14 protein-coding genes are annotated in these 16,666 nt (G+C 55.9%); 2 read left to right on the forward strand and 12 right to left on the reverse strand.

Features of this window, described 5'->3' with window-relative positions; translation table 11 throughout:
* Nucleotides 1-40: 40 nt before the first annotated feature.
* Both ACXM2N_RS07870 and ACXM2N_RS07875 read right to left on the reverse strand, forming a co-directional pair.
* Nucleotides 41-970 (reverse strand): hypothetical protein, encoded by a 930-nt coding sequence (locus ACXM2N_RS07870; RefSeq protein ID WP_458487548.1) that lies wholly within the window; start codon nucleotides 968-970, stop codon nucleotides 41-43.
* A 116-nt stretch (nucleotides 971-1,086) separates the two neighbouring features.
* Entirely contained in the window at nucleotides 1,087-1,707 is a 621-nt protein-coding gene (locus ACXM2N_RS07875) for a hypothetical protein (protein ID WP_458487550.1), read from the reverse strand.
* Nucleotides 1,708-2,046: 339 nt separating this feature from the next.
* Between ACXM2N_RS07875 and ACXM2N_RS07880 the strand changes: the two genes are divergently transcribed.
* Both ACXM2N_RS07880 and ACXM2N_RS07885 read left to right on the forward strand, forming a co-directional pair.
* Nucleotides 2,047-2,997, forward strand: a complete 951-nt coding sequence (locus ACXM2N_RS07880) for an asparaginase (protein WP_458487552.1) — start codon at nucleotides 2,047-2,049, stop codon at nucleotides 2,995-2,997.
* Between the two features lie 170 nt (nucleotides 2,998-3,167).
* A complete protein-coding gene (locus ACXM2N_RS07885) occupies nucleotides 3,168-4,283 on the forward strand; it encodes an HNH endonuclease signature motif containing protein (RefSeq protein WP_458487554.1) in 1,116 nt (371 codons plus the stop codon).
* A gap of 69 nt (nucleotides 4,284-4,352) precedes the next feature.
* Here ACXM2N_RS07885 and ACXM2N_RS07890 read toward each other — a convergent pair whose 3' ends face one another.
* The 10 genes from ACXM2N_RS07890 to murC form a co-directional block, all read right to left on the reverse strand.
* Complete coding sequence (locus tag ACXM2N_RS07890) at nucleotides 4,353-5,780, reverse strand: DNA polymerase IV (protein ID WP_458487556.1); 1,428 nt, start codon at nucleotides 5,778-5,780, stop codon at nucleotides 4,353-4,355.
* Nucleotides 5,781-5,858: 78 nt separating this feature from the next.
* Nucleotides 5,859-9,029 (reverse strand): isoleucine--tRNA ligase, encoded by a 3,171-nt coding sequence (ileS, locus tag ACXM2N_RS07895; RefSeq protein WP_458487558.1) that lies wholly within the window; start codon nucleotides 9,027-9,029, stop codon nucleotides 5,859-5,861.
* A 250-nt stretch (nucleotides 9,030-9,279) separates the two neighbouring features.
* The gene (locus ACXM2N_RS07900; protein WP_458487560.1) at nucleotides 9,280-9,444 is read right to left on the reverse strand and encodes a hypothetical protein; all 165 of its coding nucleotides are present in this window, start codon (nucleotides 9,442-9,444) and stop codon (nucleotides 9,280-9,282) included.
* Nucleotides 9,445-9,572: 128 nt separating this feature from the next.
* Entirely contained in the window at nucleotides 9,573-10,604 is a 1,032-nt protein-coding gene (locus tag ACXM2N_RS07905) for a DivIVA domain-containing protein (protein WP_458487562.1), read from the reverse strand.
* Nucleotides 10,605-10,968: 364 nt separating this feature from the next.
* Nucleotides 10,969-11,259: a YggT family protein gene (locus ACXM2N_RS07910; RefSeq protein WP_458487564.1), complete on the reverse strand. Its 291-nt coding sequence runs from the start codon at nucleotides 11,257-11,259 to the stop codon at nucleotides 10,969-10,971.
* A 137-nt stretch (nucleotides 11,260-11,396) separates the two neighbouring features.
* Entirely contained in the window at nucleotides 11,397-11,840 is a 444-nt protein-coding gene (locus tag ACXM2N_RS07915; RefSeq protein ID WP_458487566.1) for a cell division protein SepF, read from the reverse strand.
* A gap of 186 nt (nucleotides 11,841-12,026) precedes the next feature.
* On the reverse strand, nucleotides 12,027-12,752 hold the full coding sequence (pgeF, locus tag ACXM2N_RS07920) for a peptidoglycan editing factor PgeF (RefSeq protein ID WP_458487568.1): 726 nt from the start codon (nucleotides 12,750-12,752) through the stop codon (nucleotides 12,027-12,029).
* Nucleotides 12,753-12,755: 3 nt separating this feature from the next.
* A complete protein-coding gene (gene ftsZ, locus ACXM2N_RS07925; RefSeq protein ID WP_458487570.1) occupies nucleotides 12,756-14,024 on the reverse strand; it encodes a cell division protein FtsZ in 1,269 nt (422 codons plus the stop codon).
* A 477-nt stretch (nucleotides 14,025-14,501) separates the two neighbouring features.
* The gene (locus tag ACXM2N_RS07930) at nucleotides 14,502-15,164 is read right to left on the reverse strand and encodes a cell division protein FtsQ/DivIB (RefSeq protein WP_458487572.1); all 663 of its coding nucleotides are present in this window, start codon (nucleotides 15,162-15,164) and stop codon (nucleotides 14,502-14,504) included.
* A gap of 34 nt (nucleotides 15,165-15,198) precedes the next feature.
* Nucleotides 15,199-16,650: a UDP-N-acetylmuramate--L-alanine ligase gene (gene murC / locus ACXM2N_RS07935; RefSeq protein WP_458487574.1), complete on the reverse strand. Its 1,452-nt coding sequence runs from the start codon at nucleotides 16,648-16,650 to the stop codon at nucleotides 15,199-15,201.
* Between the last annotated feature and the right edge of the window lie 16 nt (nucleotides 16,651-16,666).

Raw genomic sequence — 16,666 nt, forward strand, 5'->3', positions numbered from 1 at the left:
CACACACCTCCTGTGCTCACCGGGCTTTGTCTTTTAGCTTTTACCCTTGGCAGGTAGCTGCTGGAATTGCAGATAGCTGCTGGCTGATTCCATCCGCCAACATGTTGATCATTGCCTGTGCGTCGCCGTAGCCGCCCGAACCAGGGCGTGCTGTCAGGGCCACTGCAACTACACCGTGTTTGGTTGGAATGCGGGCCATCTGCCGAAACATCCAGCGACCGTCGCGTGGAGCCCAACCACCCTTGATTTTGGCGCCTGGAATACGGCCAACGCCCCACCGCTGCTCAGGGACAACCTGGCCCATCAAATCAACAACCGCCTTGGCACCTGCCACGCACGGTAAATTAGCCACAAACTTGGCCTGCTGGGAGGTAGACCATGGCGTGTTACCCCACCAACCCGTTACTGGGGCAGCCGTGCGTGAACCAGCCTCGTTCACCACGCGATCAACACTGCCTGCGGGGACGGAACTGCGCATCGTCGTGGCCGCCGCGTTATCTGAGTAGGTGATGGCAGCGCGAACTTTACCCATGTTGGCACGGTTGTGACGCAGTGCAGCTACGGAAATAGGCACCTTCACCGTGGAATACGAGTAATGTGGCGCGTCATCGCCCCACACCCTAAACGTTTTACCGTCGGAGAAAGCAATGGCGGCCGTGCCACCAAATCGCGCCACCGCGCGATCAATAACAGGCTGAAAATTCACCGGCGCCTTAGCCTTTGGCTTCTTGGCTGCAGGCCGGTCAATGTACTGCGAGCTTCCTGGCGGCAGTTTAATCTGGTTGCGCACATTCTTAGGGATCGCCTTCCAGGCATAATTAATCACCTTGCGTGCCTGAGGAGTGTCTAGAGGATCAGACGACGTTGGCACGGCTGGAATACGTGGCAGTTGAGCTACAGCGGGGGCGGCTGGAACCGCGGTTGCTAACAGCGCCACGGCGGCAATGGAAGAAACTACTCGACGAAACACAATTTCAACTTACCCCGCCACGCGCGCAAAATGTTCGAAACCGGCCTGATGCGAAAAAATCCTCGGGGTGCTTACCCCAAGGATTTTCATTGTTGTAAAGCTTACAGCCACAGGCTTTAGGAAGCAGGCGCTGCAGGAGCAGCCGGAGCTGCTGGAGCAGCAGGTGCGCCCTCTGGCGCAGGGGCAGCCGGAGCTGCAGGAGCCGGAGCAGCGGTATCCTCACTACACATTGCTGGAACTTGCTCAGGGGTAACGGTGTTGGTGATCAGGGTACAAGCCCAAGAACGGGACAGCTTCCATACGCCGTCTTCGAATACGAATTCAACGTTGTTCGCTGGTTCTGGTGCCTGATCCGGCAGGGTGAAGTTAACTGTAGCCAGAACGGAATCATTGGAGTAGCCAGGAAGGATAGGCTGAACAACTTGGAAGTCAGCTCCGGACTCAGCCTTGGAAGCAGTCATTACCTCAAACAGCTCTGGCGCAGTTTCACCACCCTGAACGGTCTTAACCTTTTCCTCTACGGAAGCCTTTGGATCCGTGGCTTTGGCCAGTACACCGTTGAGTTCCTCAGCGGATGGCAGAGGAGCAGGTGCGTCGGAGTTAGCTACTGCTGCGGATTCCTCAGTGGTAGTTGCGCCGTCATTGGAGCTCTCATCGTCGCTGGAACATGCGGTCAGGGTGAGCGCAACGGTCGCAGCAGCGGCTGCGGTTACCAACTTAGAAAGTTTGACTGACATTCTTCTCCTCTTTTACTGCTTCACAAGTATTGATCACTCGCTACTTTCATTCGGAACCATTCTAGAGCATGGTGTCACTGAGACCACTATTATCAGGGCGCAGGCTAGCGGTTTACTACTCCAGCACACATATACTTAAAACCCTAAGAATGAACATTGCACACAGCATACTCACAAATACGCCTTGAGGATGCGCGCCGCAGCTCTATAGTGCTAAACGCCACATCACCCCAGCGTATCTTCGGGCATTCGATCCGCGTTCTCGGTGCTCGTGCTGCGCTCGACGGGCGCGGGGACTAAAAGTACAAAAACGACCCTTTAGTGTGGCAATCTAGGTACATGAATTCTGAAGAAACGCAGGGCGAAAACCTCAAGAAAATCGTCGTTCTCACCACCGGTGGCACAATCTCCTGTACCACCGATCCCGATGGAGCGTTGATCCCCACCGTTCAAGGCGAGCAGTTGATCGCTCCGGTCGCAGAGCGATTTGAGGGCACGTTAAACATTGAAGTCCGTGAAATCAACAGGCTTGATTCCTCTTCCATGACTTTCGCAGACATCGATGAAATTGTTACCGCCTGCCATGACGCGCTGGAGGATCCAGAGGTCCTTGGCGTGGTGGTTACTCATGGCACTGACTCCATGGAGGAGACTGCGATCGCGGTGGACACCTTCCACCATGATGATCGCCCAGTAGTTTTCACCGGCTCTCAGCTGTCTTTCGACCACCCAGAGTCAGACGGATTCCAGAACCTGTTCGAAGCGTGCATGATCGCCTCCGACACTTCCGCCCGCGGTATTGGATGCCTCATTGTATTTGGTCGCGCCGTCATACCGGCCCGTGGCTGCGTCAAGTGGCACACGACCGACACACTTGCTTTCGCAACCAACGGCCCCGAAGAACCACTGCGTGCCGATCCCGTCGTCTTTCACCCGCTCGCAGACATCAATGTCGAAATCATCCCAGCCTACCCAGGCGCGTCCCGCACGCTTATCGACGCCGCCATCGCGGCAGGCGCACAGGGCCTCGTTATCGAGGCCATGGGGGCGGGCAACATCGGTACCGCTTTGGCGGCTGGTGTCTCCGATGCCCTAGACAAGGGCATCCCTGTTGTGGTCACCACCCGCGTTCCACGCGGTGACGTCCACGGTTCTTACGGCGGTGCTGGAGGCGGCGCTACTCTTGCTGCCAAGGGAGCTATCGGATCTACCTACTTCCGCGCGGGCCAAGCCCGCGTCATGCTCGCCATTTCCATCGCCTCGGGTGTTCACCCAGCCACGCTGTTCTAAAGGCCTTAGGCCCAAGCCCTCGCTCAATAAGGAGCGAGGGCTTTCTCTTTGCACTTTATCCACAGGCTCCCATGGCGCCTCGGGATGAAACCTCGGGGGATATCCACAGAATCGCCGGTTTTCGGTGCATTCCCTTTGTTGGCCGTGTGTTCGGGTTTACGGTTGATGCCATGACCGATGATCACGCAGCACTCCAGGATTACCTCACCGCCATGGGAAGCGGTGCTGTTGTGCTGCGCGCATTCCACGGCCGCAAACACTGGGAGTTCGACACCATCTCCCCACGCGACGCGAAAGAACTCATCGGCACCGCCTCCTGGTTGTATGGCAAGACTCGGTACACCATGCAACAACGCAAAACACTGGAAGCAGCCATCACCCACGGGTTCTCCTTATCCGTGCTCACCATGATCCGCGCACACGTAGAAAAACTCACCACTGAACGCGAACAATGGGTACTCTGGCGCGAACTCACCAACAAGAAACGCCCTGCCGCGGTGATCAACACACTCGCCCTCAAGCGCGTAAAAGAACTTAAACAACCACCCGCTAAGAGAGAAACAGCAATGCGTATTGTGCGTGGTGCAGACGGCATGGGCACCATGTATTTCACCGCACCCCAAGCACAACTCGCCGACATCAACCGCAGCCTCACAGAAACCGTGACAACACTCATGGAGGCGGATAAGGACCTGACCAAGGACCAAGCCCGGGGTGAAGCCTTCGCCGAACTCCTTCGCGGCGACGCTCACGTGCCCCAAGGCGGTTACACACCACTAGTAGTCGTCCCCGTTGAAGAACACGCCAAGATCATCCGCGGTAAAGGTGACGGCATTAAAGTGGTGTGTTCTGACGGCACCGTCCTAACGGATAAAGAATACCTAGAACGCCTACTAGCAGACTACGGCCTGGTTGCCCTTGTGGATGAAGAAGAAGGCACCCTCAACATGTTCCGCACACAACGGTTCGCCAACCAGAAACAACGCCTAGCGGCGTTCGCGGAAAACCCCACCTGCGTAGCACCAGGATGCACAGTGGCGTTCGATGACTGCCAACTCCACCACGTAGTGGCGTGGAAAAACGGTGGCGACACCAACATCAAGAATTTGGTGCCACTATGCGCCTACCACAACGGGATCAACGATGATGACTGGTGGAACAACATCCACGGCCACATAGAAAAACGCGGACCCTTTGCCTACTGGGTATCAGCCTACGGGTTACCGGATCGACGAAACCAACACCCACTCGCCATGCTCGGAGCCAGCAGAAAAATCTTCGGATAACCCCACCCAAAAACACACAACAGCCGTAACACCACAAGGTGCTACGGCTACAGGCGCTGGCACGGAATCCTACTTCTTCTCCGATGCCTCGCCGTATGCAATTTCTTCCTCACTGAGATCCCAATCCAAGCTACCAAGCGGACTAGCGGCAGTGAGTTCATTGTCATCGATGTCAAATGTCTTGACCGCAGACTTTAGAGTGGTTCGAGTTTCAAACCGCACGGTAACCTTGCCATGTCCCATTCCTTGGACCCAGCCGTGGCCAAATTCTGGGTGTTCGACGTCCTGGGTCACACGGAACCTGCCCTGATAACTGGTCATCGTCGCAAGGGGGTCGTCGGTATGTTCTACGGCGGATTCTGTGCTGCTAACGCTGCGCACGCCTACCTCGAAGTCATCGTCTTTTTCCTTCTCCACTCGGCGCACCTTGAGGTCTAACTCCGGAAACAGCACATCTTGTCGGGCCACTTCTAATCCAGAAAACCCCACACCCACCAAGCGGATAGGGCCCAACTCATCAGGGTAACGAGCCAGTGACATGGCGGAAGCCTTCAGCGTATCGAATTCACTAGTGGCATACGGCAAGGTAATGGAACGCGATTCGATGTGGAAATCCGCCATGCGCAGCTTCACGGAGATAGTGCGGGCGCCGCGACCGTCGACAAGCAAGCGCTTGTGCGCGCCCCGCGCTGCACGATCGATAGCCGCGTCAACTTCATCCTTAGTTCTGAGATCCTGAGGGTAGGTGTGTTCAGCAGAGATTTGCTTTGCGATAGCACGTGGCGCCACCTCCCGGTTGTCCACCCCGCGGGCCATCATCCAGAGTGGACGACCAACGGTAGCACCCAACGTTATATCTATCTCCTTCTCGCTGAGATGGGCCAAGTCACCAATGGTCTCAACACCAATCTGTGCCAGCTTCTGAGCAGTTACGGGGCCCACGCCCCACAGCTCCCCCACCTTGAGAGGGTGAAAAATCTCCTCGTGTTTATCCGATGGTGCAACGAACACGCCATCAGGTTTAGCTAGGCCGGAACCGATCTTCGCGAACTGCTTGCCCGCACCCGCGCCCACGGAGGAAGGAAGGCCGGTTTCCTCGCGGATCCTTGCGCGGAGTTCTTGTGCCCACTCGTTTACTTCCTCCGGGCTCGCCCCTTGAAGTTCTGGTGGCTCCATGAACCCCTCGTCAACGGATACTTGCTCCACCACTCCAGCTACCTCGTTCAAAATTTTGAACACCCTGCGTGAGGCCGTTTTGTAGATGGGAAACCGAGGTGCCACTACCACGCCACGGAATCCGATCATCTTCTTGGCCATGAACATAGGCATGGCTGATTTTGCTCCCAGCTTTCGGGCCTCATACGATGCGCCGGCAACTACTCCCCTACCGCTAACGCCACCCACGAGCACGGGGCGCCCACGCAAAGTAGGCCGGGTGAGCTGCTCACAGGACGCATAAAAAGCATCCATATCGATGTGAAGAACCCAGCGCTGCATAGTTACTAAGGGTAGCTAAGCTTTGGCCGAACATGCGAAAACCCACGCACGGTTCGTGCGTGGGTTCGGCGGTGGCTATTATGCCTTCGCTACATCAGCAGTAACGCCGGTGACTACCTTGTGCGCTCCTTCGCCCTCAGTGAGGACCGTGAAGGAGGTTGCCAGCACCTCGCCAGCGATGTAGTCAGCGTGGCGGTCTGCCCACTCCTGCTTATCTGCTGGAACGTAGACCGTCGCGCTGATTCTGTCGGAAACTTCGAAATCAGAAGCCTTACGGGCGTCCTGTAGGCCACGGACGACGTCCGCTGCCCAGCCCTCAGCCTCGAGATCCTCGGTGACGTTCATGTCGAGGACAACCAGTCCATCCACGCCATCGATCTGAGCGGTGGACTCAGGGTTTGCAGCCACGAGGCGTTCGGTGTACTCGCCGTCGTTAAGCACAACGCCGTCAGCTACAACGGTGCCATCGTCCTTACGCTCGTAGTTGCCAGTCTTGACAGCCTTGATTACTCGCTGAACATCCTTTCCTAAGCGAGGACCAGCAAGCTTGGCATTGACAACAACCTCGAACTTACCAACGGAATCCACATCCGAGGTCAGCTCAACGTCCTTCACGTTGACCTCGTCACGGATGATGGAGGTGAACTCAGTCAAGCGCTCAGAGTCAGGCAACGCCACCGTGAGGTTTGGCAATGGCAAGCGGTTGCGCAGCTTGTGAGCCTTACGGATGGACGAGGTTGCGGAGCAGACGCCACGGATCTCATCCATGGTGCGAACCAGCTCAGGATCCGCCGGGAAGTCCTCAGCTTTAGGGAAGTCCGCCAAGTGTACGGAGCGCTCACCGGTAAGACCACGCCAGATAACCTCGGAGACCATTGGCAGCAAAGGCGCGGTGACGCGGGTCAGGGTCTCCAACACGGTGTAGAGGGTGTTGAAGGCCTCTGGGCACTTATCATCGCCTGCCCAGAATCGATCGCGGGAGCGGCGCACGTACCAGTTGGTCAGGGCGTCAGCGAACCAGCGGACCTCGTCACAGGCCTTAGCGATATCAGTGTTGTCCAGTGCCTCGTTCACGTTAGCAACCAGATCGTGTAGCTTCGCCAAGATGTAGCGGTCGAGCACGTCGGTAGACTCGGTTGACCAGGTGGCTTCCTTGGATGAGTACAGATTCAGGAAGCTGTACGCGTTCCACATTGGCAGCAGCGCCTGGCGCACGCCCTCGCGGATGCCCTGCTCGGTGACAATCAGGTTACCGCCGCGCAAAATTGGGGAGCTCATGAGGAACCAGCGCATGGCATCAGAGCCATCGCGATCAAAGACCTCGTTCACATTAGGGTAATTGCCCTTAGACTTGGACATCTTCAGTCCGTCATCACCGAGCACGATACCGTGAGCGACAACCTTCTTGAAGGCTGGGCGATCAAACAAGGCGGTAGCTAGGACATGCAAGGTGTAGAACCAGCCACGGGTCTGGCCGGAGTACTCCACGATGAAGTCTGCTGGGGAGTGGGTATCGAACCACTCCTTGTTCTCGAACGGGTAGTGCTTCTGTGCGAACGGCATCGAGCCGGACTCGAACCAACAATCCAGCACCTCTGGAACACGGCGCATGGTGGACTTGCCGGTTGGGTCGTCTGGGTTAGGGCGAGTCAGCTCATCGATGTCTGGACGGTGAAGGGACGCAGGGCGCTTGCCAAAGTCACGCTCCAGCTCCTCCAAAGATCCGTATACGTCTACGCGTGGGTAACGGTCATCATCTGAAACCCACACTGGGATTGGGGAACCCCAGTAGCGGTTTCGGGAGATGTTCCAATCGCGCGCGCCTTCCAACCACTTGCCGAACTGGCCGTCGCGGATGTGGGATGGCATCCAGTCGATCTCCTGGTTGAGCTCAACCATGCGATCACGGATGGCGGTGACCTCAACGAACCACGAAGGCAGAGCCATGTAGATCAATGGCTCACCGGAACGCCAAGAGTGTGGGTAGGAGTGCTCAATGGTCTGGTGGCGGACAACGCGCCCCTTTGCCTTCAGGTCTTTGATGATGTCCTTGTTGGCATCAAAGACCAGTTGGCCTTCGTATTCTGGAACTTGCGCGGTGAACTTGCCGTCCAGATCAACTGGGATGACAACCTCAATGCCATAGTTCTTGCAGGTATTCATATCGTCCTCACCGAAGGCAGGTGCCTGGTGGACGATACCGGTGCCGTCTTCGGTGGTGACGTACTCGGCAGCGATGACTTGGAATGCGTTCTCGTGGTCCGCGAAGTAGTCGAAGATAGGCTGGTAAGTGATACCCACCAGCTTCTCGCCTGGGAAGGTGCACAGAACTTGGTGATCCTCGCCAAGCTCCTTAGCATATGCACCGATCAGGTTGTTCGCCAGCAGGAATACTTGGCCTTCGAACGCGGAGCCTGCCCCAACCTTGACTGCTGCATACTCAACCTCAGGGTTTACCGCTAGCGCAAGGTTAGATGGCAGGGTCCATGGGGTGGTAGTCCATGCCAGCAGGGAGACCTGACCCATAGCTTCGTGGTTAGTAAAGATCTCCGCCGCAGGCGAGCCCTCAAGGGCACCAGTAACTGGGAATGTGACGGTCAGGGTTGGGTCCTGACGCATCTTGTAAGAATCATCCAGACGGGTTTCCTGGTTGGACAGCGGGGTGTGCTCAGCCCAAGAGTAAGGGAGCACGCGGAAGCCCTGGTAGATCAGTCCCTTGTCATACAACGTCTTGAAAGCCCACATGACGGACTCCATGAAGTCCTGGTCCATAGTCTTGTAGCCGTTGTCAAAATCCACCCAACGTGCTTGGCGAGTGACGTAATCTTTCCACTCTTGGGTGTACTCGAGAACGGACTTCGCACAGTACTCGTTGAAGGCTTCGAGGCCCATTGAATCGATTTCCGCGCGGTCCTTGATGCCTAGCTGCTTTTCAGCCTCCAACTCAGCGGGCAGACCGTGGCAGTCCCAGCCAAAAACGCGACCAACGAGGTTGCCCTTCATGGTTTGGTAGCGAGGGATGATGTCCTTGACGTAGCCGGTCAGCAGGTGGCCGTAGTGCGGCAAGCCATTAGCAAACGGTGGACCATCGTAGAACACATACTCGTCAGCCTCAGAACGGTTCTGCAGAGATGCCTGGAACGTTTCATCGTTCTTCCAGTAGGACAGGACTTCCTGCTCCATGTCTGGAAAGCGATTGGATCCGCCAGTCATGTCAACGCGTGGGTAAACGCCACCAACGTTAGTCATGGAATAGATACTCCTTCACAAGCCAGCCAGCATTAGGGCTGGCATTTTTGGTTTCGCTGCAGGGACGCAATAATCGCGCGGTACCACCCTGCTTGGGCAGATGATCCTGCCCCGCTTCATTGGTGAAGGAGATGACGGTCTTACCCGGCCGGTTCTACTAAGAGTTCCTACCCTGTTCTTCCGGCGGCTCCCCGGTGATTGCCGGATCAGTGCCTTGTCGTTTGATTATAACGACAGGGGTCAAATCACGCTACTTCTTTGCTTTCTTCTTCGCTTTTGTGTCTGCCCAGAGAGCAAGAATTCCGACCAATACAGCCACCCCTAGGATCATCAGCCACAAAGTCTCCCCCGTTGAGACCGCCAGCACCAGCATGAAAAAGCCCACAAAGGCGCTCAAGATAGCAAGAATCAACATGGCGAGGGAGCCTTTCGGAAAAGAATGAACAAGCAACAGGACACATTCTATTTCAGTTGCAGGCGTAATACTAGCAACAGAAAAGGGCCAAGCACGTGATAGTGCTTGGCCTTTCCAAGGTGGTGATGTTACTTGTTGTCGACTTCACCGTTAGCGACTGGAGCAGTGGTGCCACGGGACTCGAGCTCATCCAGCTGGGACTGCAGAAGAGTCTTCAGGCGAGTACGGTACTCGCGCTCGAAGGTACGCAGCTCAGCAATACGGGTCTCAAGTGCGGTCTGCTGCTGCTTCACAGTAGCCATGATCTCGGTGTGCTTACGTTCCGCATCTGCCTGCAGAGCGTTTGCCTTGTCCTCAGCCTGCTTGATCTGGGCCTCGGCGCGAGAGTTGGCATCGTTGATGGTCTGCTCAGACTTCTTCTCGGCCTCAGAAACGAGGGTCTTGGCGCGGTAATCAGCGTCAGCCAGCTGCTTCTCAGAGCGAACTCGCGCATCCTCAAGGGTTTCCTTGGACTTCAGGTCTGCGTCTGCGATCTGCTTTTCAGCTGCAGCACGTGCCTCATCCAGCATGGACTTGGACTCAGACTGTGCCTCGGAGGTGAGGCGATCTGCCATCTCCTGTGCAAGGCCAAGTACCTTAGCTGCCTGCATGTGAGTCTCAGCGGTGGCGACACCGGATGCCGCACCGGCAGCAGCAGGTGCTACAGCAGCAGCGGCCTGTGGCTTGTTGTTTGCGTCAGCGGAAGCTGCAGCCTTCTTAGCCTCAGCCTTAGCGTCCTCAGCTTCTTGGCGCGCCTTCGATGCGTCAGCCTCAGCCTTTTCTTGCGCCTTCTTGGCGTCAGCCAGCTTAGCGTCGTACTCAGCCTTCAGCTTCGCCTCGATATCCTTGCGGATTGCGGCCTCGTCTACAGACGTGCCAGCAGCAACTGGTGCGGAACCGGTAGTTGGCTTATCAGCCTTCTCACCGGCCTTAGCCTTCTCCAGTTCAGCGGTAAGGTCCTCAACCTGCTGGCGGAGGTCATCGTTCTCATCTTGGAGCTCTTCCAAGCTTTCCTCAATGAGATCGAGGAACTGATCTACCTCATCCTCGGCGTAGCCGCGCTTGCCAATAGGTGGCTTATTAAAAGCGATGTTACGCACGTCTGCCTGAGTCAACGGCATGGAGCTTATCCCTTCAAGATTCTTTCAGCGTGTGAATTCTTGTTGTTTACACGCTTGTCTATCTCTAATAACACTATCTGATACTTACACATAGTATGACATGAAAGGCCATAACCATTCCAACAAGGTTACGGCCCATTTCCTAGGAACGCTGCCCTGTCACTGTCATTGGGTCCGCACAATTTTGCATTGCACGCTAGATGTTAACACTGGTAGAGGCCCTATGAAACCCTTTTTCTTGGAAACCCAGGGCTGCAACTTTCCTATCGCACAAGGGAAAAATTTCTTTCCCTCTGAATGCAGAAAAGTCGCCCTCCTACCCCAAAAGTATGAGGTGTTTTAAAGGAAAGCGACCGTAGAAAAATTAAATCATAGCTAGGCGGACAACAATTTGGAGCACCTGCAGGCCAAAAAAGAGCACCAGAACGCTCAAATCCAGCGCTACCCCACCCATCTGCAGCGGTGGAATAACCTTGCGCAGCGCCTTAACTGGTGGGTCGGTGATGACGAACAAAAACTCCGAGATCACTATAAACCAGCGTGGAGCACGGAAATTACGGGAGAAAGCGTGGATCATTTCCACCAGGATGCGGCCAATGAGAGCCAGGACGTATAGCTGAATCGCCCAGTAGGCAATCGCTAGAACTGTCGACATAGAAATGTTTTCCTAACCAAGAAGCTCTTGTTTTTTGAGGTTAAGCTTAAAGCCCCGTCCGTAAACCTTCCAAGGATTACGGACGCAACATGGAAGATAACGAACGGGGCTTTAATTAAGTTTCCTGTGGGATTGCTTTAGATCTGACCGGCAGCGCGCTTTAGCTCGTCAGAGCTAATGGTCGAGTTCTTTGGTACTACGGCGAAGATGCCGTTGTCCAGCTTCTGCATGCCACAGTACAGGGCAAAACACAGGCCAGCTGCGAAGTCCACAATGCGCTTCGCTTCATCGTGGCCGAGGTTGTTGAGGTCGAACACTACTGCGTCACCGTCGCGAACCGGCTTGCCAATTGCGGTTGCATCGGAGAAAGATTCAACAACGACAGGAACGATAGTTGGAGCGTAGTTTCGCTCATCGTCGTGGCCGTAGGAGGAGCCTGCGGTGTAGCTATGTGGCTCATCGTAGCGTGGCGCGTACGCAACGTTGCCGTCATAACGTGGCTCGTCAAAGTATGCCTCGTCTGGGCCACCTTCGAATGGCTCCAGGCCAAAGAATGCTTTCGTCTTCTTTACAAATGACATGATGCGTCCCTTCAAGATTTGTGTGTTGGTGCGCCGTGCCGGTTCCCCGCCACATGCAAACGGAAGTTAATTTGTGTGAAAAGTGTGACTGATTTTAACCGTTGTTACGCTTTTCTTTGTGATCGTTTCCCCAACCATACGTGCTGCATGAAGCGGGTTTTAGATTCGACACGGCGTGTTATTTAGTTAGTTTTCCGGAAGCCAAATCAATCCGGCTTGGCGTCCAGTGACACCTTCCCTACGGTAGGAGAAGAATTCCTTAGACTCGATAGTGCACCGTGGGTCCGCATCAATGGAGCGCACCCCTAGACTCAGTAGTTGGCGTACCAACCCGGCGCGAATATCAACACCCGTGGTTCCCTTGGTCGTTTTAGTTTTGCTGCCCGGCAGATGCGCTTCTACATCGTCGGCCATCTGTGGGGGAACCTCGTAGTTCTTGCCTGATGCTGCAGGCCCCAGTAGGGCGTGGATATTGATAGGCGTAGCCCCAAGCTCGACCATCTTTTCCACAGTTTTCTTGACAATCCCGTTTCGGGCGCCCGGGCGGCCAGCATGCACTGCAGCGATGACGCCGGCATCGGTATCTGAAAGTAGTACCGGCACGCAATCCGCCACGACCACCGCCAGGGCAAGCCCTCGCTGGGTGGTGACCACGGCGTCGGTGGCCTCCACCGGTTCAGCCTGCGGCTTGTCGACGACAGTCACCGTGTTCGTGTGGAGCTGCTCCATCCACACGATCTGGGATCCATTCAACCCCACAGCGTTGGCCAACCGCGCGCGGTTGGCCGCCACTGCGGCGGGGTCATCCCCAACATGGTCACCTAGATTGAAGGATTCGTACGGTGGCTTGGACTCACCACCGAAGCGGGTGGTGAAGACCTTGCGCACAGGGCGCTCGTCGAGATTCGTCATGGCCTAGCGCAGAAAGTCTGGAACGTCCAGGTCGTCCACGCCACCGCGGCGGTTGTCGCGGTAAGAATCGCGGCGATCATCACGATCACGGTTGGTGAACAGGCCACCACGGCCGTCGCGAGAGTCGCGACGCTCGTCGCGGTAATCGCGGCGGTCGAGTTCACGCTCGCGCTCTGCAGCGTAGCGGTCGCGCTCGTCCTCTAGACGGTGACGGCCGCCCTCATCGTTACCAAACAGTGAGCCAGAGTCTTGAGACGGTGCTGGCGTTGGGTTGGACTCTGGGCGAGCCTCCTCAGCTGCTGGCTGCGCCGCAGGCGCAGCGTTCTTGTTGGCGTCGAAACCTGTTGCAATGACGGTAACGCGAACCTCGTCGCCCAAGTTGTCGTCGAAAATGGTTCCGAAAATGAGGTTAACGTCCTCGTCAGCCTTCTCCTCAACCATGGAGGCGGCATCGTTAACTTCCTGAAGACCAAGATCAGAGCCACCAGCAATGGAGAGAAGCACTCCCTTTGCGCCCTCCATAGTGGACTCCAGCAGTGGAGAGTTGATTGCTTCCTGAGCTGCGGTCATGACTCGGTTGTCACCGCGTGCGGAGCCAACACCCATGAGCGCAGAGCCAGCGTCAGCCATGACGGAGCGAACGTCCGCGAAGTCAACGTTAATGAGGCCAGGGATGGTGATCAGGTCAGTAATACCCTGCACACCGTTGTGGAGTACCTGATCCGCTGCACGGAAGGCGTTCATCATGGTCAGCGAGGCATCGCCCAACTGCAGGAGGCGGTCATTAGGGATAACGATCAGGGTGTCACAGACTTCCTTCAGAGACTCGATGCCCTGAAGTGCTTGGCGGGTACGCTTCTGGCCCTCGAACTTGAATGGGCGAGTAACGACACCAACGGTGAGTGCCCCCATCTTCTTAGCAATGCCAGCAACTACTGGGGCTGCGCCAGTACCAGTACCGCCGCCTTCGCCCGCGGTAACGAAGACCATGTCTGCGCCCTTGAGGGTCTCTTCGATTTCAGACTTGTGGTCTTCTGCTGATTGGCGGCCAACCTCAGGGTTAGCACCAGCACCAAGGCCGCGGGTGGCTTCGCGGCCGATGTCAAGCTTGACGTCTGCGTCGGAGAACATCAGAGCCTGGGAGTCGGTGTTTACTGCAATGAATTCGACACCCTTGAGGCCTTCTTCGATCATTCGGTTAACAGCGTTAACACCACCGCCGCCGACACCGACGACCTTGATAACGGCGAGGTAGTTATCTGGGGAAGTCATTAAAAGACTCGCCTTTCGTAAAGATTGGGGAAGTACGTAAAAAGAGGAAATTGCAGCCGGTATAACGACCAGTATCCAAGCGGCAATTTCTGTCGCCTTCAATCATGAGTGAAAAAGTTGAAAAAGTGCGGCACATTTTTGGCGGCGTGTCGGTACTCTCAACCTCAACTTTAGGGTTTGACATGCGCAAACACCACGCCCCTCTACCTTGCCCTTAAGTGTTAGGGCACCCTCCCCCAACGGCTTAAAAATGGGCAAAATAAGGCTAAAAATAGTGCGAAAAATAATTCCATGCGACGCACTTTTCTTAGCGCAATCCACCTTGTGTGAATCGTCTCTGACGCACAAACCTGAAGTACTGGGACGTTGGGGCTAATCGTTCGAAACTGAGTGCTTAGTGAGATAGCTTTTCGAGCCGGATGAAAACACGTCCAAGAGTGGAGAAAAGACCGAGCGCATGAGCACTCGGTCTTGTTATTAGTTTTTGACGGCTATCACCGGCGCACCGGAGATGTCCAGGTTAGCTTCCCCACGCTCCAACGCATACTTCAAGGTAATAGCTTTATCTTTGGCGTTGTCCACTGATCCCCAGTAGATTCGCTTTCCGTCTTTGGTGACAATAGTCATCTCGTTGCGCCGTGGCACATCGATCTCAACGATCTTGTCGCGCGTGTCCTTTTCCAGAGCCTTAATGAGGGTGATCACGCCTTGGAAGGCCCTCTGGTCATCCTCATTGCTGCCGGTGATCTTTATCAGGCCCGCAGGTGCAGGTTGGATAACGAAAGCTCGGCCATCCTCGTCAATGAGGTGGTCCCCATCTGAACGCTGCACAAATGCCTGCGCTTCTACCTCAGTGATACTGACGTTGACAGTGCCCGGTAGCGAGGTATTCACAGACACACTATCCACCCACGGCAACTTCGCTACTCCCATGGCCGCGGACTGCGGGGAAACACGCACTAAGTTGGAGCCACGGTCGATGCCGGTTGCATCTTCTACTTCTTTCGCCGTGGATTGCGCCAGGCCCTGTATTTCAAAGTGGTTGACTTTGAAAACAGGGAAGGCATAGCAGATACCAAAGGCCAGCGCAGCCGCCATGATGATGCCTACCACTAGCGCTAGGCCCTTTTTCACACTCATGCCTTACTCCGGAACCTTTCTCTCAAAGCCGCGCTTAGACGGCGCCCTCTAGTTTTATCAAGATCTCGTTAGCTAGCATGGTGACTGAACCTGCACCCATGGTCATGATGATGTCGTTTGGCTTAGCTATCTCAGCGATACGGTCTGGCACTGCTGAGAAGTCTGGCTCAAAGATCACAGGCTTGGTCACGTGGTCCGTAATGATGCGGGAATCCACACCCTCCACGGTTTTCTCGCGGGCGCCAAAGATATCCAACACCACCACTTCATCAGCGATCGAAAGTGCCTGGGCAAATTCCTTGGCAAATTCCATCGTGCGGGAGTACAGATGTGGCTGGAAAGCAACCACTACTCTGCCCTTGCCTCGCGCTTCGATCTTCTCCTGCGCTGCCTTCAGTACCGCGGTGACCTCTGTTGGGTGGTGGGCGTAGTCATCATAGACCTCAGCACCGGCGTACTTCTCAGCCTCAATGCGGCCACGGAACTCAAAACGACGGCGGACGCCCGAGAAGTCTGAGATTCCCTCCGCCAGCTTCTCCAAGTTTCCACCAGCAATGACGCCTGCAGTCAGGGACGCAAGTGCGTTAAGCACCATATGATCACCTGGGATCTGCAGATCGAAGCTGATCTCTTCATCGAAAACCTTCGCGGTCACGCGGGTTGCCTGATCATGGATTTCGGTGGAGACCACGGTAGCGGCGGTGATATCGGGGTGCTTGGCGGCGGCTTCGGCGGTGCCATAGCCGGAGACCGTGACGCGGTCTTTGACACGCTCGCCGAGCTGGGCCGCGGTGTCGTCGTCAAGGCACACCACGAGATGCCCGGTATCAGTAAGGCGATCAGCGAAATCCTCAAATACTTGGAAGTAGGCCTCTGGAGTTTTGAAGAAGTCAAGGTGATCCGGCTCAATATTGGTAACCACCGCAACATGTGGGTTGTAACGCAGAAGAGACGCGTCAGATTCATCGGCCTCAGCCACGAAGCACTCGCCGGTGCCATGGTGGGCATTGGTACCGGCCTTATTAAGTTGGCCGCCAATAGCGAAGCTTGGATCCATGCCGGCCGCCTGCATGGCCACCACGGTCATGGAGGTGGTGGAGGTCTTGCCGTGAGTGCCAGCAATCAACACCTGAGTGTGACCTTCGAGCAGTTCCCCCAGCAGGTCGGAGCGACGGATGATGGGGATGTTGTTTTCCTTCGCTGCCACCAACTCAGGGTTGTCCTGAGGGATCGCAGCGAATGAGGTTACGACCACGGTCGGCAGCTCACCTGTCATGGTGAGATTCTCCGCGGCGTGCCCCACCGCAATCTTTGCGCCCATGGAACGCAACGCCAGCAGTGGTCGGGAGTCCTTCATGTCAGAGCCGGACACGGTCGCGCCGCGTGCCAGCAGAATGCGGGCGACACCGGACATACCAGCACCGCCGATACCAATGAGGTGAACGCGGGAGAGGTCGATTGAAATCTGTTCGGTCATTGTCTGCATCTTTCCAAGGACGTGT

This window comes from Corynebacterium sp. ZY180755 (genome assembly GCF_054331495.1).